The organism is Streptomyces daqingensis (assembly GCF_014645895.1).
Taxonomy (GTDB): domain Bacteria; phylum Actinomycetota; class Actinomycetes; order Streptomycetales; family Streptomycetaceae; genus Streptomyces; species Streptomyces daqingensis.
In genome coordinates, this window is record NZ_BMMP01000002.1 from 144583 (window position 1) to 168839 (window position 24257).

A 24257-nucleotide genomic window follows, 5' to 3' on the forward strand; every position below is an offset into this window, starting at 1 on the left:
GTGACCGCTGCGCTCAGCCGCGGTCGCCTCTCCCCTCCCGGTCGGCGAGAAGCCGCCAGGTCACGTCGATTCCCGTCTCGCCGGGGGCCGTCGGCCCTCCCCGCACCGGCTCCCGTCCCGCCTCCGTGAAGCCCAGACGGCGCGGCACGGCCGCGCTGGCGGTGTTCGCGGCGTCGTGGTGGATCTCCACACGGTCGATGCCGGCCAGTTCGAACGCCCAGCGGACGAGGGCCTCCACGGATGTGGTGGCCAGGCCCCTTCCCGTCCAGGCGGGGTGGAGCCAGTAGCCGATGTCCAGTCCACCGGGGCCGATGCGGCGCATCAGCCCGCAGCTGCCCGCCAGTTCGCCGTCGCAGAGGATCCCGTACCCGTATGCCTCGCCGCTCCGCCAGCCCTCCTCGCTCGCGGCCAGGTAGGCGGTGGTTCCCGCCAGGTCCTGCTCGGCGGCCCACGGCATCCACGGCACGAGATGCTCGCGCGCCCCTTCGACGACCGCGTGCAGGGCCGCGGCGTCGTCCACGCGGAGGCGACGCAGTTCTACCCGTCCGAAGGTCCCGCTCTCAGGTGGCTGCTCCATGCACAGATGTTGGCGCGCGCCATGCCGGAGCGCCACGCGATTTCTGCCCGGACGGGCCCGCGCAGGACGTCAGCCGCGCTGGGGTGGACGCGACGTCGACCCCCGTACGACCAGTTCCGGCTGGAGGATCAGCGTCTCGGCCCGGCCCCCGCCGCGCCGCAGGCGCTCCAGCAGCAGCGCCGCCGCCCTGCTGCCCATCTCGAAGACGGGCTGGCGTACCGCGGTCAGCTGCGGCTCGACCATCCGCATCCACGTCTCGTCGTCGAAGGAGACCACCGAGCAGTCGCCCGGCACCGTCAGGCCCCGCCGGTTCAGTTCCTGCCAGACGAGTTCGGCGACGACGTTGTTGGCGGCGAAGACCGCTGTCGTCCCGGGGTTGGCGTCCAGCAGCGCGGGCAGCTCGTCCCCCGCGGCGCTGTCCCGGCCGCGCAGCCCCAGGTCCAGCACCCGGCGGCGCGCGTACGGGACGCCCGCGTGCCGCAGCGCCGCGCGGTAGCCCTTCACCCGGTCCTTGCCCGTCGCCCACTCCGTCTCGTCGACGACCGCGGCGATCTCCCGGTGGCCGAGACCGAGCAGGTGCTCGACGGCGTCGCGTGCGCCGTTCTCGCTGTCGATCGCCACGGCGTCGCAGCCGCGCACACCGGAGCGCCGGTCCACCTCGACGACGGGAGTCCCGTGCTCGGCGAGGAGTTCGGTCGCCGTACGCCCCACCGGCGCCAGGAGCACCCCGTCCGCGCGCATCGCCACGAACGCCCGCGCCCCGTCGGCCGCCCGCTCCTCGCTGCCGTGGTCGTCCACGAGGACCACCTGGTAGCCGGCGTCGGAGAGGGTCTGCTCCACTCCGGCGGCGAGCTGTGCGTAGAACTGGTTGCGCAGGTCGGAGACGAGCAGCCCGATCACCTTGCTGGAGCGGCCCTTGAGCGTGCGGGCGGAGACGTCCGGCACGTATCCGAGCCGGTCGGCGGCCTGGCGCACGCGCTCCTTGATGTGGCCGGCCACGTAGCCGTGGCCGCCGAGCGCGCGCGAAGCCGTCGAACGCGACGTGCCCGCCTCCTGGGCGACCTCGTGCAGCGTGACGCGGGCACGCCTGCGCCTGGACGCACCGCCGCCGCTCCCGGCAGCCCCCTGCTTGGCCATGTGCTCTTCTCTCGTCAGGCGTCGTGCGCCGCCCCGTGACGGACGTCCGGCCGGTCAGCCGCGCGGGCCTTCCCGGCCTCCCGGAAAGGCGCCGTCCCCGCACGCCGCCCGCCAGCGGGCCCAGGAAGCGCCCACCGCCGCGTAGTCGGCCTCCTCCAGGGGCTCGCCCGTACGGTCCAGGTGCGTCGCCACGTAGAGGGCCGGAACGCCCAGCTCGTGCTTCACGGCGCAGTATTCCCGCCACTGCTCGCGGTCCGGTGCGCACCAGTCGTCGGTGTCGAGCAGCAGCCCGGGGCAGGACGCCCTTGCGACGGCGGCTCGTTGACGCATCTGGGGCACGACGGGGGCGTACGGATCCGGGTCGTCGAGGCGCAGCATGTCGTTCAGCCGGATCATATCGGTCACGTCCGCGAACGCCGGATGCGGCGTGTGGGTGATGACCAGGGCGTCCGGCTTCGCCTCCTTGGCCGCGGCGTAGATGATCGCCAACTGCCGGTGCAGGAGGGCGATTCCCCAGTGGGGGCCGTGCGAGGTGAGGCAGGCGCCCGACGGGGTGTCGGCGGTGAAGTCGATCTTCAGGCCGTCCGCGCCGAGACCTCGCGGGCCGAGCATGCGGGTGATGTTGTCCGCCAGCAGCGCCCGCGCTCCGGGGTGGTCGGGGTCGAGGGCAACGGGCCTTCCGTCCGGGGTCCGCACGCACATCTCGTCCGGCACCCCATCGGTGGCCCAGGCCCGCCACCACAGCAGCACCTTCCGGCCGTCGGAGTGACGCTCGTCGATCCAGCCCCGCAGATCGGGCCATTTGGCGGTGTCGGGTTCCCAACTGCCGTAAGAGCGCTGCCATTTGTCGTCGATGACCACCGTGCCCGGTGTGAGGCCGTGCGCCGCGAGACGGGCGAGGTAGGCGTCGTAGTGCGCGGCGGTGCTCAGATCCGGCGTCGAGGCCGCGGTGCCGGCCGCGTCGGCGCTCTGCGCGCCCCAGCCGCAGAACATCGGCTCCGACCACCAGCCGGGCCGGGAGGGGTGAGCGGCTGACGCGCCGGCCGCAGCCCCGTCCGCGCTCCAGCCGCGTGCCGTGAGCCAGCGGCGGTGTGACCGCAGCCCCTCGTACGGGTCCGGGTGGCCGGGCGAGACGAGCAGCGCCGGGGTGGTGAAGGAGCCCTCCACGCGGGTGTGGCCCTCGTAGTCCAGCCGCAGGTGGAAGCCGCCTTCGGACGGCACGTACGCCATCTCGGCGAAGCTCATCTCGCGTACGGGCGCGCCCGCTCCGAGCGTCCACCAGCCGTGCGGCGCGGGCCCGCCGGCCGGGTCGGCGTCGTCCGGCAGCCCGTCCTCGGTGAGCGCGAGACACAGGGGCGCGGGCGTGAAGAACCAGTGCCCGCGGCCCGGACGGGCGTCCCCCGAAGCGCCGATGACGGCGCTCTCCCCCGCGCCGCGGCAAAGCCTGCGCGGGGGCCCGGGGTTGGGCGTGAAGAGGGTCCGCCAGGCGTGGCCGCTGGGGCGCAGCCCGCCGCCCCGTCCTCCGAGGGCGGCGCGCGCCGCGAACGGCAGGACGGTCGTCAACGCGCCGCTGCCCGCGGCCTCCCAGCGAAACTGCGGGCCCTCGGGAGTGCACTCGATGCGCGTAACCGCCTGCTCCCAGGCGGTACTGCGGCGCTCGACGGTCACGAGGGGGCGGCCGTCGGGGCCGGTTCCCAGCCGCGGTGCCGAGACCGAGAGCGTCTCGTCGGGTACGCCCGAGCGGTCGAGGGCGCCGGGGAGCTGGAGCAGCACGGGGTGGTGGCCGGCGCCGTCCGGGGCACCGGGACCGGCGTCCTCGGAGCCGCACGCGTGGTGGCGCAGCCGCGCGGTCAGCCCGTCGGCGCCGACCGTCATCCGGTAACGGGCCGCGGTGACTTCGATCGCACCGTCCGGCGTCCGGCGGGCGGCCGGTGCCCCCGCCACTGGCCGCCCGGCGTCGCTCGTCGGCTCGCTGATCGGATCGCTCGTCTGATCCCCCGTCGAATCACTCATCGGACACACACCAGCGCCTCTGCCTGCTGCCCGAACCGCATCCGGCCCACCGTCACATCGACTGCCAGGCGCAGCCGTTCGGCCGGGGCAGTGCCGGGCGGCACATGCAGCTCGAATGCCGCGGTCCCCTCGCCGTGCCCGGCGATGTCGACGCGGCGAAGGGCAGGTTCGGCGATCCAGCCCCGCGGCGCGCACAGGGCCACCTCCGCGGTCTCCCGCGACGGGAACGGGTTGAGGACGGCCGCCTCGATCCGCAGCCGCCCGCCCGGGCGGACCGCGCTGCGGTACGGGTCGATGCGTGCGGCGAAGCCCTCGGCGCCGAAGTCCACCTCGCGCGGCAGCAGTTCGCGGTGGAGCCGGGCCAGTCTCCGGCCCTCCTCCAGGAGCATGTCCAGGTAGGCGTCGGTGACGTCGAAGGGCTGCCAGTGACCGCTGATCAGCAGCTCCGGCCGCAACGCCCGGTACAGCTCGGCGCTCGCGGTGAAGTCGTCGACGCGGAAGCGGTTGCGATACTGGTAGTTGAGCAGCTCCGGCGTGATGCCCGGTTCCCACGCGGTGTCCTGCTGGTCCCCGGTGGCCATGACGGACCGGCCGTCCACGGTGAAGGAGTAGGCCGCGGCGTAGAGCGTGTGGCCCGGCAGTTCGTGCACCCCGATCTCGTACTCGCGCCACCGCACCGGTTCTCCGGTGGGCAGCTCCCGGTCGACGGGGATCGGGTCGTACCACAGGCACGGCAGGTCCCAGCGCTCGGGCGAGTGCAGCACCGGGGCGATGTGGGAGGGCGACCAGACCTCGGTGCCGTACACCTCGCGCAGCAGGTTGAACCCCGCGACGTGGTCGTCGTGGTAGTGGGTGGGCAGGGCCACCTCGACGCGGTCCACGCCGTGTTCGCGGCGCAGCGCCTCGACGGAGGCGAGCAGCGGCCTGCGGGAGGAGCGGTCGTGTCCGCCGGGCAGGCCGGTGGACAGGTCGTAGCCGAAGTCGAGGAGCAGCGCCGTGCCGTGTTCGGAGAGCAGGGCGTAGGTGTTGGCCATGCTGGTGGTGTTGCGCAGCAGGTGCGGGGTGATCTCGCGCCACGGCCGGTAGAGCTTCTCCTCGGGGTCCCACGGCGTGCGGCGGCGCATGTCCAGCAGCTCCTGGAGGGCGCCGCGCACGCGCGCGACCGCGGCCGGCGGGTCGGTGACTGTCTCCCCGTGCGAGGGGAGCAGCAGATCGGGGCCGCGGTCGAGGACCTGCATGCAGGACAGGACGGTCGCCGCGACTCCCTCCATACCGGCCGTCTCGTGGAACCCGGTGTAGGCCCACTGGGTGGCGGCCAGCGACCACACGCGGCCTTCGCCGTGCACGAGGTCGCCGGTGAAGGCGAGGCGGCGTCCCGGGACGTCCACGAAGTAGCCGACGGAGCCCACGGTGTGGCCGGGGAGCGGGTGCGTGTAGACGTCGTACGCGCCGTAGCGGCGGGTGCGGTACTCCTCGACGGTGCCGGCCACGGGCACCTGCTCCAGCAGCGAGTAGCGGTCCTGGCGCACGTCGTAGTCGTTGTCGAGGGGGCGGGTGCGCCAGTGCTCGTCGACGCGGGCGATCAGGTCGTGCTCGACGGGCGGCACCCAGATCCGGGCCCCCGCGGCCGCGGCACGGGCGAGACCCTGGACCTGGTCCCGGTGGTGGTGGGTCACGAGCACGTCGGTGACCTCGTCGACGCCGTACTCGTCGAGGTGGTCGAGCACGTCGCCGCTGCCGAAGTCGACGAGGACGGCGGCTCTGCGCCCGGGGTCCCTGAGGACGTAGACGTGGCAGGTGTCGGCGTGCAGGAAGACGTCGTCACAGATGCGCACCGGGGTCCCCTTCCGGGCCTGCGTCGTCATGGCATCGATCCCATGTGGGAACGATGCCACCCGCCGCGAAACAGCGTCAACAGGCCCGGCGCGGAGGCCTGGGGCGGCCGGCCGGGTTCGGGCTCCCGGTCCGGCCGGGCGCCGGGACCGGTACGGCCGGGGCGCCGGTCAGATCACGCGGGGGCCCAGTCGGGCCGCCGCCCGCCCAGGCCCACCGCACGGTCGAGCAGCGGCGCGTCCGGGGGCACCTCGACCACGGGGCCGAAGATCGCGTCGCGCTGCTCCAGGGCGGCCGGGTCCGAGAGCATCTCGACCGAGACCCGCAGGCTGCCGGGGTCGCCGGAGTAGGGCTGCCCCGTCGCCCGCGCCAAGTCCCAGCCGTGCAGCACCAGTTCGTTGAGGGCGACCGTCCCCGCGACGGCGCCGGGCAGCGTCACGCCCCCTGCCTGCGTCTCCCCCTCCCACGCGTCCTCGCTGCGCCACGCGGCGGCCAGTTCGTCCAGCTGCCGTGCGAGCCGGTTGCGCCAATCGGCGGGCAGCCGCGGGGTGCCTTCGTGCGGGGGCGTACCGGTCGCGGGGCCCGTCTCCTTGCGCGCGGCGTCCCGGAAGGCAGCGGTCAGGCCCACCATGTGGGCCAGCAGGTCGGCCACCGTGTAGGACTCGCACGGCGTCGGGAGGCCGAGCTGCCCGTCCGAGACTCCGTCCAGCAGCGCCCTCACGTGGCGGGCCTGCGGCTCGAGATCGATCATGGTCGTCACTGCATACACCTCGTCCTTCTGGGTCCTCGGTCCTTCCACGGGCGGCAGCGGCCGGTTCCGGTCCTCCGCGGCCGTCCCCCGCCAGTACGGACTGCCGGGGCGCGGGGAAGTCATCGCGGGCCCGGGCGGAACAACGGCCGGTCAGGGTGCGTTGTCGTGACATCGGCTGACGAAGAACGGGAGATATCGCATGAGCGGCCTTCTCAGAGGACTGAGACCCCTGGCCTTCGGCGCCGAGCCGGCGGGCGAGAGGCTCGCACGCATCGAGCGCTCGCCGCACTACGACAAGGAGGCCGGCCACTTCCGCAACCCGGTGGCCGCCTCGATCCGCCCCCGGCCCACCCACGGCCGGGGCGCCCTGATGCGCGCCCTGCTGCGCAGCGAGGGCCGCAAGCCCGGCGGCGCCGTCCCGCTGGCACGCCCCGACCTCGCTTCGCCGCCCGCGTCCGGGCTGCGCCTGACCTGGCTGGGGCACTCCACGGTCCTTGCCGAAGTGGACGGCAGGCGCGTGCTGTTCGACCCGGTGTGGGGCATGCGCTGCTCGCCGTTCTCCTTCGCAGGGCCGCGACGTCTGCATCCGGCTCCCGTCCCGCTGGAGGCGCTGGGCAGGCTGGACGCGGTGGTCGTCTCGCACGACCACTACGACCACCTCGACATGCCCACCATCCGCGAACTTGCCGCCGGCGACGTGCACTTCGCGGTGCCCCTGGGGGTCGGCGCGCATCTGGAGCGGTGGGGCGTCGCGCCGTCGCGCTTCAGCGAGCTGGACTGGCACGAGACGGCCGAGATCGCCGGTCTGCGTCTCACGGCGACGCCCGCACGCCACTTCTGCGGCCGCGGCCTGCGCAACAAGCAGCGCACCCTGTGGGCCTCGTGGGTGGTGGCGGGCCCCGGGCACCGGATCTTCCACAGCGGCGACACGGGGTACTTCCCCGGCTTCGCCGAGATCGGCGCGCAGCACGGCCCGTTCGACGCGACGATGATCCAGATCGGCGCCTACAGCGAGTTCTGGCCGGACATCCACATGACTCCGGAGGAGGGCCTGCGCGCGCATCTGGATCTCACGGGCACCTCGGGGGCGCTCCTGCCGATCCACTGGGGGACCTTCAACCTCGCGCCGCATCCGTGGGCGGAACCGGGCGAGCGCACCCTCACGGCCGCGAAGGAGGCAGGCGTACGGGCAGCGGTTCCGGTTCCGGGCGGCTCCTTCGAACCGTCCGCGGAGGACCTTCCCGGCCACCCCTGGTGGCGCGAGCCGGGTGCGCGGCCGCCTGAGGCGGGCACGCCGCCCGAGGCCGCGCCGGGGCCCCTGAAGCTGGACAGGGCCTGACGGCCGGACGCCGGGAACGTCGCCTCGGCGGCGGTTCCGGCGTCCCGCGGGAGCGGGTCAGGAGTACTGCATCTCCTCGAGCATGCCGAGCAGGAGGGAGCGAGTCTGCCGTGCGGGGGCGGCGTCCGTCACGAGACGGTCGACGACGTGCCGGTAGTGGTCGACCTCCTCCCGCTCGGCGGGGTAGGAGGCACCGATGAGCTGCTCCAGGTAGATCAGGTCGGGCAGCTCGCGCTCGGGCATCCGGATGAGCGTGACCGGGCCTCCGGCGGCGGCGTGGCCGCCGGCTTCGAACGGCATCAAGTGCACGGTGACGTGCGGGAGATCGCACATCGCGACGAGGTGCTGGATCTGGCCCCGCATCGTCTCGCGGCCCCCGACGGGCCGCCGCAGCGCCGCCTCGTCGATCACGGCCCACAGGTGCGGCGGCTGCCTGCTGTGCAGCACGCGCTGTCGCTGCATCCGCAGTTCGACGCGGCGGCTGATCTGCGCGGCTGGGGCGCCGGGGTGCCCGAGGGCGATGACCGCGCGGGCGTACTGCGGGGTCTGCAACAGCCCGGGGATGAACTGCACCTCGTAGGTGCGGATGACGTCGGCGGCCTGTTCCAGCCCGAGGTATGTGCGGAACCAGTCGGGCACCACGTCGCTGTAGGTGTTCCACCAGCCGGGCTGGTTGCTCTGCTCGGCCAGAACCTGCAGGGTGGCGCGTTCCGCTTCGTCGGCGACGCCGTAGATGGTGAGCAGGTCGGCGACGTCCCGCTCCGTGAACCCCCTGTGCCCGCCCTCGAGTTGGGCGATGTTCTCGCCGGAGACGCGTATGGCTTCCCCCGCCTCGCGCCTGGAGATGTACTGTGCCTCGCGCAGCTTCCGCAGCCGCTCGCCCAGCACGAGCCTGGGCACTGCGGGTCCGCTGGGACGGTCCGGGATTCTGCGGTCGGGCGGCCCGCCCGACACCTCAGTGATGCGCATGATGAAGCTCCCCGTGCAGTGACCGGGTCGGTCTCGCCACAGTGAATACGTCTCCGCTCAGGTCCACCCCGCCTCGCCCGCAGCGAGGCGCGAAATACCACGACACTGCTCGTCCTCATTCCCGCACATGCCCCTGTCCAGTCTCCGCCACCATGACCATCGGGCCGGGACTGTTGCGCAAGTTGCACAAGGGACGGAATGTACGGCCTGTGGCGCCAATCGGCCAATGCCAGGGGCCGAAAATACTCCCTCACAACGGAGGGCGGCGCAACCTGCGGGTTTCCAGGCGCATATTAGGCTCGTACGCGTACCCCGAGGTCTCGATCCCTACGTTCGTCCCACGTTCAAACCCCACGTTCCCGCAGGCACCGGGAGCCTCCACCCCCTCAGGAGCGCCCATGACCACCTCCGGCGCACCGGCGAAGAACTGGGCGGGCAACACCGTCTTCAACGCCCGCCGCACCCACCGCCCCTCCTCCGTCGAGGAGTTGAGGGACGTCGTCGCCTCGGCGGACCGGATACGGGCGCTGGGCAGCGGCCACTCCTTCAACCGGATCGCCGACACCGACGGCGACCTGGTGCGGCTCGACGGCCTCCCCCCTCTCGTGGAGCCCGGGACCTCGGCCGCAGAGGGGCGCACGGTCACCGTGGGCGCGGGAATGCGGTACGGCGAGGTGGCCGGCGTGCTGCACGAGGCAGGACTCGCTCTCGCCAACCTCGCGTCGCTGCCGCACATTTCGGTCGCCGGCTGCTGCGCGACCGCCACGCACGGGTCGGGTGACGCCGAGAAGTGCCTCGCCGCGGCGGTGACGGCGCTGGAGTACGTCGGCCCGGGAGGCGAGCTGGTCGAGGTTCACCGCGGCAGCGACCCGGAGACCTTCCCCGGCATGGTCGTCTCCCTCGGCGCCCTCGGCATCGTCACCAGGCTGACCCTGTCGGTGGAGCCCTCCTTCGAGGTCGCCCAGCACGTCTTCACGGGCGTTCCGCTCGCGCGGCTCGCCTCGGACTTCGACGAGATCTTCGGATGCGCCTACAGCGTCAGCGCGTTCACCGGCTACGCGGACGGCCTGGCGCGGGTGTGGGTCAAGCGCCGGGTCACGGAACGGGACGCCGGTACGCGCCGCTCCGGCTGGGAGGGCACAACCCCGGCCGACTGCGCCCACCATCCGATCCCGGGCATCGAACCCACGCACTGCACCGAGCAGTTGGGCGTCCCCGGGCCGTGGCACGAGCGGCTGCCGCACTTCAGGCCCGACTTCACGCCGAGCAACGGCGAGGAACTCCAGTCGGAGCTGCTGCTGCCCCGCTCGGCCGCGCCCGCGGCGCTCGCCGCGCTGCAGGAACTCGGCGGCCGCGTCGCCCCCGTGCTCCAGATCTCCGAGGTCCGCACCGTCGCGGCGGACGACCTGTGGCTGAGCCCCGCCTACCGGCAGGACTGCGTCGCCTTCCACTTCACCTGGGTCAAGGACGCCGCCGCGGTGCTGCCCGTCATCGAGGCCGTCGAGGAGCGGCTGCTGCCCCTCGGCGCCCGCCCGCACTGGGGGAAGCTCACCGCTCTGCCGCACGCGGAGATCGCCGGCCTCTACGAACAGGCAGGAGCGTTCCGGCAGTTGCTGTCCGAACGCGACCCGCACGGCAAGTTCCGCAACCCCTTCGTCGATGAGGTCTTCGCGCCCGCCTACAGCGGCTGAGAGGCGGCGCAGGCGGAGCCCGACCGGAGCCCGCCCGCCTTCCCGCAGCCCTTGGACGGCGCCTGCCGGGGAACCCGGAGCTGTGTCGTGCAGTCCGCCGATACATCCGAGGGGACGGGAAGAATGTCTTCGAAGCAGTCCGCCGTCGTCGTCAACGCCCGTAAGCGTCCGCCCTGGTGGGTCGCCGTTCCCGCCACGCTGGCCGTGCTGCTGCTCCTGCTGCTGCTCGCGCGGACGCTCAACGTCATGCCGCAGCTGAGCAACCCCTTCGGCACGAAGACCAAGGACCGCACCGGGCCAGTACTGCTGAAGTCCGTCCAGGACATGAGCCGTTACGAGGCGGCCTCGGGCAGCTTCCAGGTCGTCGTCGACCTGGACAAGGACGCCGAGTTCCTGCCGGACGCGGTGCGGGGCAACCGCACGCTCTTCGTCGGGAAGGGAAGCGTCGGCGCGTACGTGGACCTCGGCGATGTGGACGAGGACGCCGTGAAGGTCGGCAAGGACCGCAAGTCGGCCTCGCTGACGCTGCCCCCCGCCCGGCTGGAGAAGCCCGCCCTGGACGCCGACCGCTCCTACGCGGTGACGAAGGAGCGCGGCATCCTCGACCGGCTCGGGGACGTCTTCTCCGACAACCCCGGCGACGAGCGCGAGGTGCACAAGCTCGCCGTCCGGCACATCGGGGACGCTGCCCGGCAGAGCGGCCTGGAGGCCCGGGCGGAGAAGAACACCAGGAACATGCTGCGTGAGCTGCTGCGTTCACTCGGATACGAGAAGGTGACGGTCCGCTTCACCGACGGCCGCGGGAAGAGCTAGGGCGGAAGCGGTGCCACCAGTGGCGGCGGCGCGGGTGCACGGCGAGGCCCAGCCGCCGCCCGATGATCAGGTAACCCAGCATGGCGCCCGTGGTGTTGAGGATGACGTCGTCGATGTCGAAGGCGCGGCCCGTGACCAGCGCTCCCTGCACCAGCTCGACGAGCAGCATGACCAGGGCCGTCGCCGTCATCACCCGCAGCAGGCCACGGGTGCGGGGCACCAGAGCGGGCAGCAGCGCGCCGAAGGGCATGCCGAGCACGATGTTGCCGCCGAGCTGCTTGAGCGTGTCGCGCATCTGGGGCTGCGAGAGGTAGTCGCGGATGGAGTCGCCGGGCTGCAGGTTGCTGTGCGTGAGCGACTCGGATGCGGCGGAGGGCCCCAGGGTCAGCTTGGAGAGGACGACCGCGAAGCCCACCATCGCGGCGAACGCCACGACGAGGATCACGATGCGGGCCGCCAGGGGCAGCTGCTTGCTGGTCAGCGCGTCGCCCCGACGGGCGCCTGCCGAGCCCCCCTTGCGGCTCTTGCCGGTACGGGCCGGGCGCTTGGCGGAGCCGCCCGCACCGCCCTTCGCGGCCCCCTTCCCGCTGCTGGCCGCTGCCTTCCCGCCGTTGGCCGCCTTGGCCGCACCCGCCTTGGCCGTCGACGTCTTCCCGGCCGAGCCCTGTTTCGCCGGCTGCGCCACCTTCCCCGTCGTGGCCGATTTCGCCGACTTCGACTGCTTCGCGGTTCCTTGTCCGCTCTTCCCCTTCGTCGTGGCGGTCGTCTTCGTGTTCGCCTCACTGCCGAACATGCGCACGCGCAAGCACCTCCCGAGGCCTGGGCACTGTCTGGCCAGCAGTTACCCCCGGTGTTGCCAAGCATGCGCCGGCTCCCGCGACGGCGCCGGGCGCCCCGCCCTCAGGGCTTGCGCGCGACGCCGCCGTAGACGGGGAACTCCGCGTCGGTGATGTCCGGTTGGGGCTCGCCTTCCTCGGGCCGCCAGCGGTGGGCGACGACGACTCCGGGATCGACGAGTTCGAGTCCGTCGAAGAAGCGGCTCACCTCCGAACTGGACCGGATCTGCCCCTCCGCCACGGACGACTGGTACGCCTCGGCGACCCGCGTCAGCAGGTCCGGGTCGAAGTCGGCAGTGGCGTGCGAGACGACGAGGTAACTCCCCGACGGCAGCGCGTTCATGAGCTTGCCGACGATCTCGTACGCGCCCCGCTCGTCCGTGATGAAGTGCAGGAGTGCGATGAGCGAGAGCGCGACGGGCTGCTGGAGGTCGAGGGTCTCGCGCAGCTCGGGCGAGTTGAGGATGCCGTCCGGGTCGGTGAAGTCGGCGTGCACATATGCCGTGCGGCCTTCGGGTGTGCCGCTGAGCAGCCCCTGCGCGTGGTGCAGGACTATCGGGTCGTTGTCGGCGTAGAGGACACGGGTCTCGGGCGCGACGGCCTGCGCGACCTGGTGCAGGTTCGGTTCGGTGGGGATGCCCGCACCGATGTCCAGGAACTGCCGCACTCCCGCCTCACGGACGAGCCAGCGCGTCGCCCTGTGCATGAACGCCCGGTTGAGCTGGGCACCGAGGACCACACCGGGCCATACCCGGACGACCTGCTCGGCAGCCGCGGCGTCGACCTCGTAGTGGTTGGAGCCGTCCAGCCAGTAGTCGTAGACGCGAGCCGGATGCGGCCTGCTGCTGTCGATGTCGTCTCTCGCGGTCACTGTTCTCTCCCACGCTCACGGTCTGTGGCGACACACTGTCTCACCGGGCCGGGCACCGACAGCCCAGAACCGGCCAGCCGTCATGTCATCGCGTCGACGCCCGTCAGGGCCCGCCCGATGATCAGCTTCTGCACCTGGCTCGTGCCCTCGTAGAGGGTGAGCACCCGCGCGTCCCGCAGGTACTTGCCCACGGGGTATTCGTCGATGAAGCCGTAACCGCCGAAGGTTTGAAGGCAGTTGTTGCTGACGCGTACGGCGGTCTCGCTCGCGTGGTACTTGGCGACGGACGCGTCCGTGGCGTACTCCTTCGGCGTGGCGCCCGCGTCGGCCATCCTGGCCACCTGGTGGGTGAGCAGCCGGGACGCGCGGATGTCCACCTCGGAGTCGGCCAGCAGCTCCTGGACGAGCTGGAAGGACGCGATCGGCTTGCCGAACTGCTCACGCTCCGCCGCGTACCCCAAGGCAGCGTCCAGCGCCGCCTGCGCCACCCCCACCGCGCCCGCCGCCACGGAGATGCGGCCCCGCGAGAGCGCACCGAGCGCGATGCCCAGCCCCCGGTCCGGCTCGCCCAGACGCGCCGAGTCCGGCACCCGTACGCCGTCGAAGGCGAGTTCGGCGGTGGCCTGACCCCGCAGGCCCAACTTGCCCTTGATCTCGGTGGCGGTCAGCCCGGGGCTGTCGGTGGGCACCAGGAAGGCCGTGATGCCGGTCTCGCTCGTGCGGGCGAAGGTGAGGGCGACCTTCGCGACGGTGCCGTTGGTGATGAACATCTTGCCGCCGTCGATGATCCAGTCGCCGCCGTCGCGCCGGGCCCGCGTCGTCAGGGACCCGGCGTCGGAGCCGGTGCCGGGCTCGGTCAGCGCGAAGCAGCCCAGCGCCTCCCCGCTGGTCAACCGCGGTATCCACTCCTCGCGTTGGGCGTCGGTGCCGTGCGCGACGATGGTCTTGGTCACCAGGCCGAGGGAGACGGAGACGATACCCCTGACCGCCGAGTCGCCGCGTCCCAGCTCCTCGGTGGCCAGCACGTACGAGAGGAGGTCGCACTCCACTCCCCCGTACTGCTCGGGAACGGTCAGCCCCAGGAAACCCAGCTCGCCGAGGCGCTTCGCGACGGCGGGGTCGACCTCTTCCGCCCGGTCCCACTCGCGGGCGTGCGGCGCGATCTCCGCGTCGGCGAAAGCGGCTGCCATCGCACGGATGTCGCGCTGCGTCTCGGTGAGTCCGAAATCCCGTGAACTCATGGGCTCTCCTGGTCGGTTGCGCAGCCGGCCCCTTGTGCGGGGGCCGGCTGCCGGGTGCGGGCTTACGGGAGGGGGGCGTCCGGCGCGGTGAGGGGCAGGCCGAGCTGGGCGCGTTCGGTGACCCAGCGGGTGGGCCGGTAGCGCGGGTCTCCGGTCGAGGCGTGCAGGGCGCGCTGCAGGCCGAGCATCCGGCTCGCGCCGATCCGCTCGCCCCAGGCCAGCGGGCCGTGCGGGTAGCCCAGGCCGGCCGTGACCGCGAGGTCGATGTCGGAGGGGGCGGCGATGTGGCGCTCCGCGATGGACGCGGCCACCGAGACGATGGAGGCGATCAGCCGCTGCGCGACCGAACCGTGCGTGTCGCGTACGACGGTCACGGCCGTGCCGGGCGAGGCGAGGACGGCGGCGGCGTCCCGTACGGCGTCCGGCGCGGTCGCCGGGGTCACGGCGAGGACGCGGCGGGCGGCGGCGAGCGAGAGCGGGTCGACGCCGACGGTCTCCGCTGCGGGAAGGCCCTGGTCGGCGACCGCCGCGGCCACCGTCCCGCCCCAGGTGACCACGAGGTTGAGCGCGCCGTCCCCTGCTGCTCCGTCCCCTGCGGGGCGGTCGCCGCCCGCGCCGAGCGTGCGGCGCAGCTCCTGCGCCTCGGGGCTCTCTCCCACGACGCGTACCGGCCGGGCGGCGTCGCCCCCGGCCGGCGGCGCGGCCGGTGCGGCGGCGTCGGCGGGCGCGTCGGGCCCGTACGGGTAGAAGCCGCGTCCCGTCTTGCGTCCGTGCAGCCCCGCGGTGACGCGGTTGGCGGTCAGATACGACGGGCGGAGGCGGTCGGAGTGGCGGAAGCCGCGCCAGACGGTGTCGATGACGGAGGCGGTGACGTCGAGTCCCGTGAGGTCCATCAGCTCGAAGGGGCCCATGCGCAGCCCCAGTACGTCGCGGGCGACGGCGTCGAGGTCGGCGGGGGCGGCGACGGCCTCCTCCAGCAGCGCCAGCGCCTCGGTGGCAAGGCCGCGCCCGGCGTGGTTCACGAGGAAGCCGGGTGTGTCGGCGACGGTGACCGCCTTGTGCCCGCACCCCTCGACGAAGGCGGTGAGCGCGGCGGGGATGTCCTCGCGGGTCGACGCGCCGGGCACGACCTCGGCGATCTTCATCAGCGGCACGGGGTTGAAGAAGTGCAGACCGGCCAGGCGGCTCGGGTCGGGCAGCCGCGACGCGATCTCGGTCACCGACAGGGAGGAGGTGTTGGTGGCGAAGACCGTCCGCTCGGGCAGCACCGCAGCCAGCTCCGTGAAGAGGGCGGCCTTGGTCTCCAGGTCCTCCCGTACCGCCTCGATGACGAGTTCCGGCGCGCTGCCCTCGCCCTCGGGGGCCGCGTAAGGAGAGGGCAGCGGTACGAGCCGCTCCGCCGCGGCGTCGGCGTCGGTCCGGCTCATCCGGCCCTTCTCCACGGCCCGGTCCAGCATGCCGCGTACGAACCCGACGGCTTCCGTCACCGACTCCGGCCGCGCGTCGGCGAGTTCGACAGTGTGCCCGGCCGTGGCCGCCAGCTGGGCGATGCCGCGTCCCATGACTCCGGTACCGACGATTCTCGTACGCATCTCTTCTCCACCCTCGGCTCGGCGTGCCCGACCGGGCCCGCACAGGTCACTCCGCGTTCCGGCGACGTCCACCGCCGACGGCCGGGGGCGACGTCCCGGCCCCTCACCGTCAGCGCAGGTAGACGCGCTCAGGGTCGACATCCTCGCGCAGCAGGGCGAGTTCGGCCTCCGTGGGTGGCTCGACGACGGTCAGGTCATCGGCGGTCTTCAGCTCCCAGCCGGTGGCGGCCCGCACGTCGTCGGCGCTGACACCCGGGTGCACGGCGGCCAGCCGCAGCTCCTCGCCGACGCCTTCACGGGCCAGGATGCCCAACTCGGTGATGACACGCGTCACTCCGGCACCCAGGGGGCGGATGCCGTCGGCCAGCGCGCGGTCCGGGCCGGGCGAGGTGCAGAAGTCGAGCCGCTCCGTGAAGGACCGCGGGTCGTGCCGGCGCATCACGACGAACACCTCGCGGGCGTTGGCCATCACCTCGTTGGCGCCGCCCGATCCGGGCAGCCGCGCCTTCGGGTGGTGCCAGTCGCCGATGACGGAGGAGTTGAGGTTGCCCCACTTGTCGATCTGCGCCGCTCCGAGGAAGCCCACGTCGATGTGGCCGCCCTGCAGCACGGAGCCGAACAGGGTGGGCATCGGCAGCACCGCCTCGGCGCCGGTGATGAGCACGGCGTCGGCGATGGTCTCGGGCAGGTGGGAGGGGTGCGCGCCGCACACCCCCGACTCGTAGACGATCTCCAGCTCCGGCGCGACGGTCAGATGGGCCAGCGACGCGGCCAGCGTGGGCAGGCCGATACCGGCGAAGACCGTGCGCCTGGCTGCCAGTTCGCGGGCGGCGACGACGGAGAGCAGTTCGGAGGAGGTAGCGGCGGCGGCAGTCATGCGCGGCTCACTTTCGGGTCGCGGGGCGGCGGGCGGCTGGGCGGCGGGCACCCGGCCTCACAGCCGGCGCCCGTAGTTGACGGGCAGGCTCATCGCCTCGCCGACGACGAGCCCGTCCCAGAACTCCTCGCCGAGCTTGGCCACGTACTCGGCGTGGTCGCGGGTTCCGTGCACCCACTCCGCGAGCCAGGCCGTCAGCCGCTCCTTGTCCTTGCTGATGGCGGACCACGAGCGGTAGAAGGCGTTGTCGCGGTCGTAGTAGCCCTGGGCGAAGGAGGGGTGGGCGCCGCGCGGGCACTCGACCACGGCGTTCACGGCGTGCGCGGGGACGACCGTGCGGTTGGGGTCGGAGCGTACGACTTCGCCGTCGACGACCTCCTCCACGACGACGACGGCCTTGCGGGCGGCGTAGACGGCCTCTGCCTGCACTCCGGTGAGTCCCCAGATCTGGGTGTTCCCGCTGCGGTCGGCGCGCTGGGCGTGCACGATCGTCACGTCCGGGTTGACGGGCGGCACGACGTAGATCTGCTCGGTCCCGCCGTCCGGGCCGGGGTAGGGCGAAGTCACCTTGCGCAGCGAGGAGTTCACCTCGGGGAGGTCGCTGCCGCCATAGCTGCGCAGCGGGTAGAACGGCAGCCGCTGCGCGCCCGCGATGTAGCGGCAGATCATGCCGTAGTGGCTGTACTCCTCGAACTCCAGAGGCGCGGGCCGCGCGCTCTCCACGCGCCGTCGCAGCTCTCCGAGCGACCCCGCCGAGGAGTTGCCGACGAAGGACGAGACGAGTTTCGAGACGCATCCGGCGGCGAGCATCTGGTCCACGACGATGTCGGCCGTCATGCGGATCACCGTCAGGTCGCGGCGTCCCTGCCGGATGATCTCGTGCCCGGCGGCGGTGGGTATCAGGTGCGTGAATCCTTCGAGGGAGACGGTGTCGCCGTCGTGCACGTGGGCGGCTATGGCCTCCCGCATCGTCATCGTCTTGTCCACTGCGCTCATAGCGGCGTCTCCACGGCGTCTCGGTGCATCCTTCGGGCCCTGGGCGTCCGTGCCCCGGACCCGGGCATCGGCTCGCACCACGTTCCCACCCCATATTGATTGGCGTCCAATACCGAATTAAGGTCAGTTTGAGACGGAAAACTGATAACCGGTGGCGGGCGGACGGCTCGCCGCCACTGACTCCGGGACACCCGTGGAACTGCGCCATCTCTCCTCCTTCATCGCCGTCGCGGAAGAGCTGCACTTCGGCCGAGCCGCCAGGCGCCTGCAGATGGCGCAGCCCCCGCTCAGCCAGCAGATCCGGCAGCTGGAGAAGGAGCTCGGGGTGCAGCTCTTCGAGCGCAGCACCCGTTCCGTACGCCTCACCAGCGCCGGAGAGGCCTTCCTCAAGCCCGTCCGCACCGTGCTGGAGGACCTCGACATCGCGCAGCGCGTCGCAAAGGCCGCGGGCCGCGGCGAGTACGGGCGCGTGACCGTCGGCTTCGCCGGCGCCTCCAGCCACGCGACGCTGCCCCGGCTCACCCGGGCAGTGCGAGCCGCGCACCCCGGCATCGAGCTGGTCATGCGCGGCCAGACCTACGCCAACCGCGCCCTCGCCGGCGTCGCCGACGGCACCCTCGACCTGGGCTTCGTACGCCTCCCGATCACGCAGCACGGCGTGGAGCACCGCGTGATCGGCGAGGAGGAGCTCGTCTGCGCGCTGCCCTCCGACCACCCGCTGGCGCGGCGGAGCAGCATCACCGTCGCGGACCTCGCCGACGAGCCGTTCGTCAGCTTTCCCGCGCGCACGGGCTCCAGCCTGCGGGACGTGACGCTCCAGGCGTGCGAGGCGGCCGGCCACCACCCGCGGATCGTGCAGGAGGCCCCGGACTCGTACACGATCCTGGCGCTGGTGGCGATGGGTGTCGGCGTGACGCTGACCCTCACCTCGTGCATGCACATCCAGCAGACGGGCCTCGTCTACCGGCCGCTGAGCGGGACGCCGGTCGTGCTCCAGGCGGCGCTCGCGTGGCGCGCGGACAACCCGTCGGCGGCGCTGCACAGCGTCCTGGACGTCGCGGCAGAGGCTCTGCCCACGCCGGGGGACGAACCGCACGGGGACGATTAGGTGGCGGGACGTCTCAGTCACCGGCGGATCGAATATTGGACCGGCTCAGTACCGGATGGAAGGGTCGTCGGCGGGAGCGCCGTCCGCCCGGCCGGGAGGCCCGGACCCGCCGGCCCTCGGCACAGCCGAACCAACTGACCACCCGAACCACCTGAACCGCACCCAGCAAGCCGCCCGTCAGCCAGTCAGAGTCAGCCAGCCAGTCAGCCAGGGAGGGCCTCGCCCATGTCAGCCCAGTCCGATGTCGTCGTCTGCCAGCCGCTGCGCACCCCGATCGGACGCTTCGGCGGCGGTCTCGCCGGCCAGCGTCCTGCCGCGCTGGCCGCACGCGTCATCTCCGAGGTCGTCGCGCGCAGCGGCATCGGGGGCGAGCAGATCGACGAGGTGATCCTCGGCCACGCCTACCCCAGCTCCGAGGCACCGGCGATCGGCAGGGTCGCCGCGCTCGACGCCGGGCTCCCCCAGTCGGTCACGGGCATCCAGATCGACCGGCGCTGCGGCTCCGGCCTCCAGGCGGTCCTCGACGCCGCGATGCAGATACGGGCGGGCTTCAGCGACGTCGTCGTCGCGGGCGGCGTGGACGTGATGAGCGCCGCTCCGTACTACACGCACGAGGGCAGGTGGGGCATCAAGGGCCCCGGCCTGCAGCTGCACGACTCCCTGGCGCGCGGCCGCGTGACCGCCGGCGGCGAGAACCACCCGGTGCCGGGCGGCATGATCGAGACGGCGGAGAACCTGCGCCGCGAGTACGGCATCGGCCGCGAGGAGCAGGACGCGCTCGCGCTGCGTTCGCAGCAGCGGGCGGCACGCGCGATGGAGGCGGGCTGGTTCGCGGAGGAGATCGTGCCGGTCACCGTCCGGGGACGTAAGGGCGACACCGTCGTCGAGGTAGACGAGCACCCGCGTCCCGACACCACCGCCGAGCAACTCGCGGGCCTGCGCCCGGTGATGGGCAAGAACGACCCCGCGGCGACGGTGACCGCCGGCAACGCCAGCGGACAGAACGACGCCGCTGCCGCCTGCCTGGTCACCACCGCCGGGACGGCGGAGCGGCTCGGGCTGACGCCGCTGGTGCGCCTTGTCTCCTTCGCGCGTACGGGCGTCCCGGCGCAGACGATGGGCATCGGGCCGGTGGCCGCGACGAACGCCGCCCTGGAGAGGGCCGGGCTCTCGCTCGCGGACCTGGACCTCATCGAGCTGAACGAGGCGTTCGCCGCCCAGGTCCTGGCCTGCACGCGGGAGTTGGGCCTGACGGAGACCGACCACGAGCAGCGGATCAACGTGTGCGGTTCGGGCATCTCGCTCGGGCATCCCGTCGGTGCGACCGGGGCGCGCATCCTCACCACGCTGACGCACCACATGCACCGCGCAGGCGCCCGGTACGGCCTGGAGACCATGTGCATCGGCGGAGGGCAGGGACTGGCCGCGATCTTCGAACGCGTCGCCGCCTGACACCGCCGGCAGACCGGCACCAGGAGACGGGAGGGCCGGAAGGCCGTCGGGCCGGGCAGTCCGTCGAGCCGGCGAACTGTGCGGCCGCCGGCGCCGTCCCGCGTACGGAGGACACCGAGGGGCCGCCCGTCCAGCTCACCGCTGCGGGCGGCCCCCTCTGCGTGCCCCGCGCAAGGCGGCTACCCCGCCACGCCCCGCCCCGCGCCGCAGCAGCGCGACGCATTGAGAGCCGGATCGTCTCGCTGTGCCAGTGATTCGGTATTGGACCGGTCTCGGTACCGACTGGCAGCGTTACCGCCGTCCGGCCATCCCCCGGCCCCGGAACGTGAGCGCGCCCGGGACACCCGCGCCCCGTTCCCCGTACGTCCAGCACACCGGAGCCGCCGCATGAGTGCGCCCCTCGCGCAGGAGCACAGGAAGACCGCGAACCGCGCGGGAATCGGAGCCTTCATCGGCTCGACGATCGAGTGGTTCGACTTCTACATCTACGGGACCGCTTCGGCCCTGGTCTTCGACGAGGTCTTCTTCCCCGAACTCGAAGGCGCCGTCGGCACCCTCGTCGCCTTCGCCACGTTCTGGGTCGGCTTCCTCGCCCGCCCGCTGGGCGGCATCGTCTTCGGGCACTTCGGCGACCGCCTGGGCCGCAAGAAGACCCTGATCATCACCCTGCTGATGATGGGTATCTCCACCACGCTGATCGGCGTGCTCCCCGGCTACGACACCCTCGGCGTCGCGGCGCCCGTCATCCTCGTCGCGATCCGCATGATCCAGGGAATCGGCCTCGGCGGCGAATGGGGCGGCTCGGTCCTCATCGCCTCCGAGCACGCGCCGAAGGGCAAGTCGATCCTCTACGGCGCGTTCGCGCAGCAGGGCTCCCCCGTCGGCAACACCCTCGCCACCGTCTCGTTCCTGGCCATCAGCCAGCTCCCCGACGACGACTTCACCGGCTGGGCCTGGCGGATCCCCTTCCTGGCCTCCGCCGCTCTCGTCGTCGTCGGGCTCTTCCTCCGCCTGAAGGTCACCGAATCGCCCGCGATGGCGCGGCTGATCGAGAGGAAGAAGGTCGCGAAGCTGCCGCTGACGGAGGTGCTGCGCTCGTACCCCGGGCTCATCGCCCTGGGTATCGGCGCCTGCACCATCGGGCTGTCGGCCACGTACTTCAAGTCGACGTTCGCGCTCTCCTGGGCGACGTCCAGCCTCGACTTCGACCAGAGTTCGTTCCTGACGATCATCCTCGTCGCGAACATCACGCAGATCATCGTCCAGCCCTTCGGGGCCGTCCTCGCCACGAGGATGCGGAACTGGTCCAAAGCCGTGAGCGTGATGCTGCTGCCCGAACTGCTGCTGATGCCGCTGATGTTCGTGCTGATCAGCACCGAGAACTACGGCCTCGCGATGCTCGGCGTCTCCGTCGCCACCATCCCGCACTGCCTCTACTACGCCGCGCTCGCGGGCATCCTGGCGAGCCGCTTCCCGGCGCACGTCCGCTACACGGGCATCTCGCTGTGCTACCAGCTGTGCGGCACCCTGCTGGGCGGTACGACGCCGGTCATCGGGCAGTTCCTGCTGAACCGCACGGGATCGATCACGGCCGTCATCTGCTACGCCGTCTTCCAGGTGGCACTCACCCTGGGCTGCATGCTGCTACTGCTCAAGAGGCCCAACCACGACCGGCGCGCCCCGGGCGAGGCGGGCGAGGCCGCGGAGGCCGCGGACGGGGAGGCAGAGCCCGTCAGGGCCGGGTAGTCCGCCGGCGCACACACGGGCCCGGCAGCCGGATCGATCGGCTGCCGGGCCCGCGTACGTACCAAGGGGTCCCGTGCGGTGCCCGGCCGGAGCCGGACAGCGGCGGGATCAGCTCAGTTCTGCGCGTTGCGGCGCTTGCGCGAGACCATCACCAGGCCCGCACCCGCGACCAGGACGACACCGGCGGCGCCGGCGATCATCGGGGTGGCGCTGGAGGCACCGGTCTCGGCCAGGTCGTCGCCGCCGCCTTCGGGCTTGGGCGCGGAGCTGGGCTCCTCCGAGGGCGCCGGGGCCTCGCTGGTGGACTCACTGGGCGACGGGGTGGGCTCGGGCGAAGGCGTCTCCTCGCACACGGGGGACATCTTGCGCTCGTCGCGCGAGTGCTGGTCACCGTCGCCGGCCTTGACGACCAGGTGGACCTCGAGCGGCTCGCTGTGCTTGGGCAGATCGAGCTTCTTGTTGAACTCGGCGCCGAACTTCTCCTGCTTGAGCAGTTCCTTGCCGCCGGCCTCGATCTTGATGGTGTTCTCGACACCCGGGTTGTAGTTGGTCAGATTGACCGACACCGAGTAGCAGTCGACCTCCCAGCCCGGCTTGTGGGCCTGGGCGGGGCCGGCGGCGAGTATTCCGGCGCCCATGAAAGCGGCGACGCCGGTCGCGACGACTGCGGCGGAGCGGTGCCATCTCTGGCGTATAGCGGTCATGATCTCCCTCTGATGACGCAGAAGCTTTGCAGAGCGGATGTGTCGTGCGAGGACAGCACGGTACTCCCCGGTACACCATTCGTCGCGCCCGACCCAGGATTCACCAACTTGCGCTGTGAAAAGGGCAGTTCAGGCGTGTACGCGTGGTCTGAATCCCCCCGTGCGGTCCGGTGGCTGCCCGCCCGTTCACCGCTGGAACCCGCTGACTCTACCGCCCCACTCGTAACCGCGGTGGAAACTCACGGAGATTGAGCGGTCCTAACACCGAATCGCAACAAGCGAGTACCAATTTCGTGGCGTGCCACTGCGCCGGGCCGGCATCAGGGGCCGGTCCACCACCCAGGGGAGGTCAGTGAGTTGAGCCATCGACGCAAGGACAAGAAGCGAGCTTATGTGATAGCCGGCGCAGGCGTTGCGGCACTGGCCACCGCGGCCGTCCTGCTCCCGTACGCGAGTGCGGGTGAGGACTCGCAGCCGGGGCCGCAGCTCCGCACTGCCAAGGCCGCGGCCCTGATGGGCTCGAAGCTGGCGGACGAGAACGGCGACCGCACGGCGGGCTGGTTCCTCGACGGCAAGTCGAAGAACCGACTTGTCATGAACGTGCTCGACCAGGAGACCGCCGAGCGCGTCGAGCAGAGCGGGGCGACGGCGAGAATCGTCCAGAACTCCAAGGCGGAGCTGAAGAAGGTCTCCGACACGCTCGCGGGCGGCGCCTCCGTGGCCGGTACGGCCTGGTCGGTCGACCCCCGCACCAACAAGGTCTCGGTGCTCGCCGACCGCACGGTCGACGCCGAGGGCTGGAGCAGCCTCAACAAGACCGCCGCCGGCATGGACGGCATGATGTCCGTGAAGCGCTCCAGCGGCGAGTTCAAGCCCTTCCACGGTGACCAGTCCGGTGGCGGCGGCATGGACGACGACGGCGCCGGCATGGGCGACGACGACGGATCGGGTGCCGGCGACGGCGCGGGCGACGGCGCGGGCGACGGTGCCGGCGACGCCGCGGCAGGCGGTGCCGGTGACGGTGCCGGCGACGACGGGTCGGGTGCCGGCGACGGCCAGGCAGCCGAGGGCGTCCTCGGCGGCGACGCCATCTTCGCGGCCGGCAGCCGCTGCTCCCTCGGCTTCAACGTCGAGGTGGACGGCGCCCCCGCCTTCCTGACCGCCGGTCACTGCGGCAACGCGGCGGAGCAGTGGACGTCCGACGAGGCCGGCGCCGAGGCGCTGGGCACGGTCGCCGACTCGCAGTTCCCCGAGTCCGACTTCGCGATCCTCAACTACGACGACGCGCAGGCCCAGCCCGTCAGCGCCGTCAACCTCGACCCGCTGGGCCAGGGCCAGGGCGGCACGCAGGAGATCACCGGCGCCGCCGAGGCCGCCGTGGGCATGCAGGTGCAGCGCAGCGGAAGCACCACCGGCGTGACCGACGGTGAGGTCACCGGCCTGGACGCCACCGTCAACTACGGCGGCGGCGACATCGTCAACGGTCTGATCCAGACGAACGTCTGCGCCGAGCCCGGCGACAGCGGCGGTGCCATGTTCTCCGAGGACAAGGCCGTGGGCCTCACCTCCGGCGGCAGCGGCGACTGCACGCAGGGCGGCGAGACCTTCTTCCAGCCCGTCACCGACGCGCTGGAGGCCACCGGCGCCGAGATCCCGGCCGCCGGCGGCGGCCAGGCCGAACAGCAGTAAGCCGCACGACCCGGCCGCCCGC

The 24257-nt window shown here is 72.3% G+C and carries 20 protein-coding genes; 7 read left to right on the forward strand and 13 right to left on the reverse strand.

Translation table 11 applies throughout. From position 1 onward, the window contains the following. Positions 1–13: 13 nt before the first annotated feature. From IEY56_RS03015 to IEY56_RS03035, 5 genes are all read right to left on the reverse strand, one after another. Positions 14–577, reverse strand: a complete 564-nt coding sequence (locus tag IEY56_RS03015) for a GNAT family N-acetyltransferase (protein ID WP_189035470.1) — start codon at positions 575–577, stop codon at positions 14–16. A gap of 69 nt (positions 578–646) precedes the next feature. Then, a complete protein-coding gene (locus IEY56_RS03020) occupies positions 647–1714 on the reverse strand; it encodes a LacI family DNA-binding transcriptional regulator (protein WP_189035471.1) in 1068 nt (355 codons plus the stop codon). Positions 1715–1768: 54 nt separating this feature from the next. Beyond that, positions 1769–3727: an alpha-amylase family protein gene (locus IEY56_RS03025; RefSeq protein WP_189035472.1), complete on the reverse strand. Its 1959-nt coding sequence runs from the start codon at positions 3725–3727 to the stop codon at positions 1769–1771. Continuing rightward, positions 3724–5592, reverse strand: a complete 1869-nt coding sequence (locus IEY56_RS03030; protein ID WP_189035473.1) for an MBL fold metallo-hydrolase — start codon at positions 5590–5592, stop codon at positions 3724–3726. Before IEY56_RS03030 ends, IEY56_RS03025 begins: the two co-directional genes overlap by 4 nt. Positions 5593–5735: 143 nt before the next feature. Further along, positions 5736–6311, reverse strand: coding sequence for a TIGR03086 family metal-binding protein (locus IEY56_RS03035; protein ID WP_189035821.1), 576 nt, complete (start codon positions 6309–6311; stop codon positions 5736–5738). 199 nt (positions 6312–6510) lie between these two features. Here IEY56_RS03035 and IEY56_RS03040 point away from each other — a divergent pair, with 199 nt between their 5' ends. Continuing rightward, complete coding sequence (locus IEY56_RS03040; RefSeq protein ID WP_189035474.1) at positions 6511–7650, forward strand: MBL fold metallo-hydrolase; 1140 nt, start codon at positions 6511–6513, stop codon at positions 7648–7650. Between the two features lie 57 nt (positions 7651–7707). On the opposite strand, the gene IEY56_RS03045 is transcribed toward IEY56_RS03040, so the two are convergent. Continuing rightward, positions 7708–8619: a Sco1979 family transcriptional regulator gene (locus tag IEY56_RS03045; RefSeq protein ID WP_189035475.1), complete on the reverse strand. Its 912-nt coding sequence runs from the start codon at positions 8617–8619 to the stop codon at positions 7708–7710. A gap of 398 nt (positions 8620–9017) precedes the next feature. Between IEY56_RS03045 and IEY56_RS03050 the strand changes: the two genes are divergently transcribed. Beyond that, positions 9018–10310, forward strand: a complete 1293-nt coding sequence (locus IEY56_RS03050; RefSeq protein ID WP_189035476.1) for a D-arabinono-1,4-lactone oxidase — start codon at positions 9018–9020, stop codon at positions 10308–10310. A gap of 123 nt (positions 10311–10433) precedes the next feature. Beyond that, positions 10434–11123, forward strand: coding sequence for a DUF4230 domain-containing protein (locus IEY56_RS03055; RefSeq protein ID WP_189035477.1), 690 nt, complete (start codon positions 10434–10436; stop codon positions 11121–11123). Here the strand turns inward: IEY56_RS03055 and IEY56_RS29030 are convergent. The 6 genes from IEY56_RS29030 to IEY56_RS03085 form a co-directional block, all read right to left on the reverse strand. Beyond that, complete coding sequence (locus tag IEY56_RS29030; RefSeq protein ID WP_189035822.1) at positions 11098–11916, reverse strand: VanZ family protein; 819 nt, start codon at positions 11914–11916, stop codon at positions 11098–11100. The two genes, IEY56_RS03055 and IEY56_RS29030, sit on opposite strands and share 26 nt — an antisense overlap. Before the next feature lie 107 nt (positions 11917–12023). Beyond that, complete coding sequence (locus tag IEY56_RS03065) at positions 12024–12830, reverse strand: SAM-dependent methyltransferase (protein WP_189035478.1); 807 nt, start codon at positions 12828–12830, stop codon at positions 12024–12026. A gap of 80 nt (positions 12831–12910) precedes the next feature. Then, the gene (locus IEY56_RS03070) at positions 12911–14071 is read right to left on the reverse strand and encodes an acyl-CoA dehydrogenase family protein (RefSeq protein ID WP_189035479.1); all 1161 of its coding nucleotides are present in this window, start codon (positions 14069–14071) and stop codon (positions 12911–12913) included. Between the two features lie 62 nt (positions 14072–14133). Continuing rightward, positions 14134–15663 (reverse strand): 3-hydroxyacyl-CoA dehydrogenase, encoded by a 1530-nt coding sequence (locus tag IEY56_RS03075; protein ID WP_189035480.1) that lies wholly within the window; start codon positions 15661–15663, stop codon positions 14134–14136. Between the two features lie 109 nt (positions 15664–15772). Continuing rightward, the gene (locus IEY56_RS03080) at positions 15773–16540 is read right to left on the reverse strand and encodes a CoA-transferase subunit beta (RefSeq protein WP_189035481.1); all 768 of its coding nucleotides are present in this window, start codon (positions 16538–16540) and stop codon (positions 15773–15775) included. Positions 16541–16597: 57 nt separating this feature from the next. Then, entirely contained in the window at positions 16598–17536 is a 939-nt protein-coding gene (locus IEY56_RS03085; protein WP_189035482.1) for a CoA transferase subunit A, read from the reverse strand. Positions 17537–17729: 193 nt separating this feature from the next. Here IEY56_RS03085 and IEY56_RS03090 point away from each other — a divergent pair, with 193 nt between their 5' ends. The 3 genes from IEY56_RS03090 to IEY56_RS03100 all read left to right on the forward strand — a co-directional run bounded on the left by IEY56_RS03090 (position 17730) and on the right by IEY56_RS03100 (position 21842). Then, entirely contained in the window at positions 17730–18644 is a 915-nt protein-coding gene (locus IEY56_RS03090) for a LysR family transcriptional regulator (RefSeq protein ID WP_189035483.1), read from the forward strand. 225 nt (positions 18645–18869) lie between these two features. Next, positions 18870–20096 carry an acetyl-CoA C-acetyltransferase gene (locus IEY56_RS03095; protein ID WP_189035484.1) on the forward strand — a complete coding sequence of 409 codons (1227 nt, stop codon included), beginning with the start codon at positions 18870–18872 and terminating at the stop codon, positions 20094–20096. 387 nt (positions 20097–20483) lie between these two features. Further along, the gene (locus IEY56_RS03100) at positions 20484–21842 is read left to right on the forward strand and encodes an MFS transporter (protein WP_189035485.1); all 1359 of its coding nucleotides are present in this window, start codon (positions 20484–20486) and stop codon (positions 21840–21842) included. 113 nt (positions 21843–21955) lie between these two features. On the opposite strand, the gene IEY56_RS03105 is transcribed toward IEY56_RS03100, so the two are convergent. Next, a complete protein-coding gene (locus tag IEY56_RS03105; protein WP_189035486.1) occupies positions 21956–22546 on the reverse strand; it encodes an LAETG motif-containing sortase-dependent surface protein in 591 nt (196 codons plus the stop codon). 393 nt (positions 22547–22939) lie between these two features. Between IEY56_RS03105 and IEY56_RS03110 the strand changes: the two genes are divergently transcribed. Then, positions 22940–24235 (forward strand): S1 family peptidase, encoded by a 1296-nt coding sequence (locus tag IEY56_RS03110; RefSeq protein ID WP_229711573.1) that lies wholly within the window; start codon positions 22940–22942, stop codon positions 24233–24235. Positions 24236–24257: the final 22 nt, after the last annotated feature.

Excerpts from the sequence above, each read along its gene's own strand:
- IEY56_RS03015 (WP_189035470.1), bottom strand. The coding sequence starts at position 577 with ATGGAGCAGCCACCTGAGAGCGGGACCTTCGGACGGGTAGAACTGCGT.
- IEY56_RS03020 (WP_189035471.1), bottom strand. The coding sequence starts at position 1,714 with ATGGCCAAGCAGGGGGCTGCCGGGAGCGGCGGCGGTGCGTCCAGGCGC.
- IEY56_RS03025 (WP_189035472.1), bottom strand. The coding sequence starts at position 3,727 with ATGAGTGATTCGACGGGGGATCAGACGAGCGATCCGATCAGCGAGCCG.
- IEY56_RS03030 (WP_189035473.1), bottom strand. The coding sequence starts at position 5,592 with ATGACGACGCAGGCCCGGAAGGGGACCCCGGTGCGCATCTGTGACGAC.
- IEY56_RS03035 (WP_189035821.1), bottom strand. The coding sequence starts at position 6,311 with ATGATCGATCTCGAGCCGCAGGCCCGCCACGTGAGGGCGCTGCTGGAC.
- IEY56_RS03040 (WP_189035474.1), top strand. The coding sequence starts at position 6,511 with ATGAGCGGCCTTCTCAGAGGACTGAGACCCCTGGCCTTCGGCGCCGAG.
- IEY56_RS03045 (WP_189035475.1), bottom strand. The coding sequence starts at position 8,619 with ATGCGCATCACTGAGGTGTCGGGCGGGCCGCCCGACCGCAGAATCCCG.
- IEY56_RS03050 (WP_189035476.1), top strand. The coding sequence starts at position 9,018 with ATGACCACCTCCGGCGCACCGGCGAAGAACTGGGCGGGCAACACCGTC.
- IEY56_RS03055 (WP_189035477.1), top strand. The coding sequence starts at position 10,434 with ATGTCTTCGAAGCAGTCCGCCGTCGTCGTCAACGCCCGTAAGCGTCCG.
- IEY56_RS29030 (WP_189035822.1), bottom strand. The coding sequence starts at position 11,916 with ATGTTCGGCAGTGAGGCGAACACGAAGACGACCGCCACGACGAAGGGG.
- IEY56_RS03070 (WP_189035479.1), bottom strand. The coding sequence starts at position 14,071 with ATGAGTTCACGGGATTTCGGACTCACCGAGACGCAGCGCGACATCCGT.
- IEY56_RS03075 (WP_189035480.1), bottom strand. The coding sequence starts at position 15,663 with ATGCGTACGAGAATCGTCGGTACCGGAGTCATGGGACGCGGCATCGCC.
- IEY56_RS03080 (WP_189035481.1), bottom strand. The coding sequence starts at position 16,540 with ATGACTGCCGCCGCCGCTACCTCCTCCGAACTGCTCTCCGTCGTCGCC.
- IEY56_RS03085 (WP_189035482.1), bottom strand. The coding sequence starts at position 17,536 with ATGAGCGCAGTGGACAAGACGATGACGATGCGGGAGGCCATAGCCGCC.
- IEY56_RS03095 (WP_189035484.1), top strand. The coding sequence starts at position 18,870 with ATGTCAGCCCAGTCCGATGTCGTCGTCTGCCAGCCGCTGCGCACCCCG.
- IEY56_RS03100 (WP_189035485.1), top strand. The coding sequence starts at position 20,484 with ATGAGTGCGCCCCTCGCGCAGGAGCACAGGAAGACCGCGAACCGCGCG.
- IEY56_RS03105 (WP_189035486.1), bottom strand. The coding sequence starts at position 22,546 with ATGACCGCTATACGCCAGAGATGGCACCGCTCCGCCGCAGTCGTCGCG.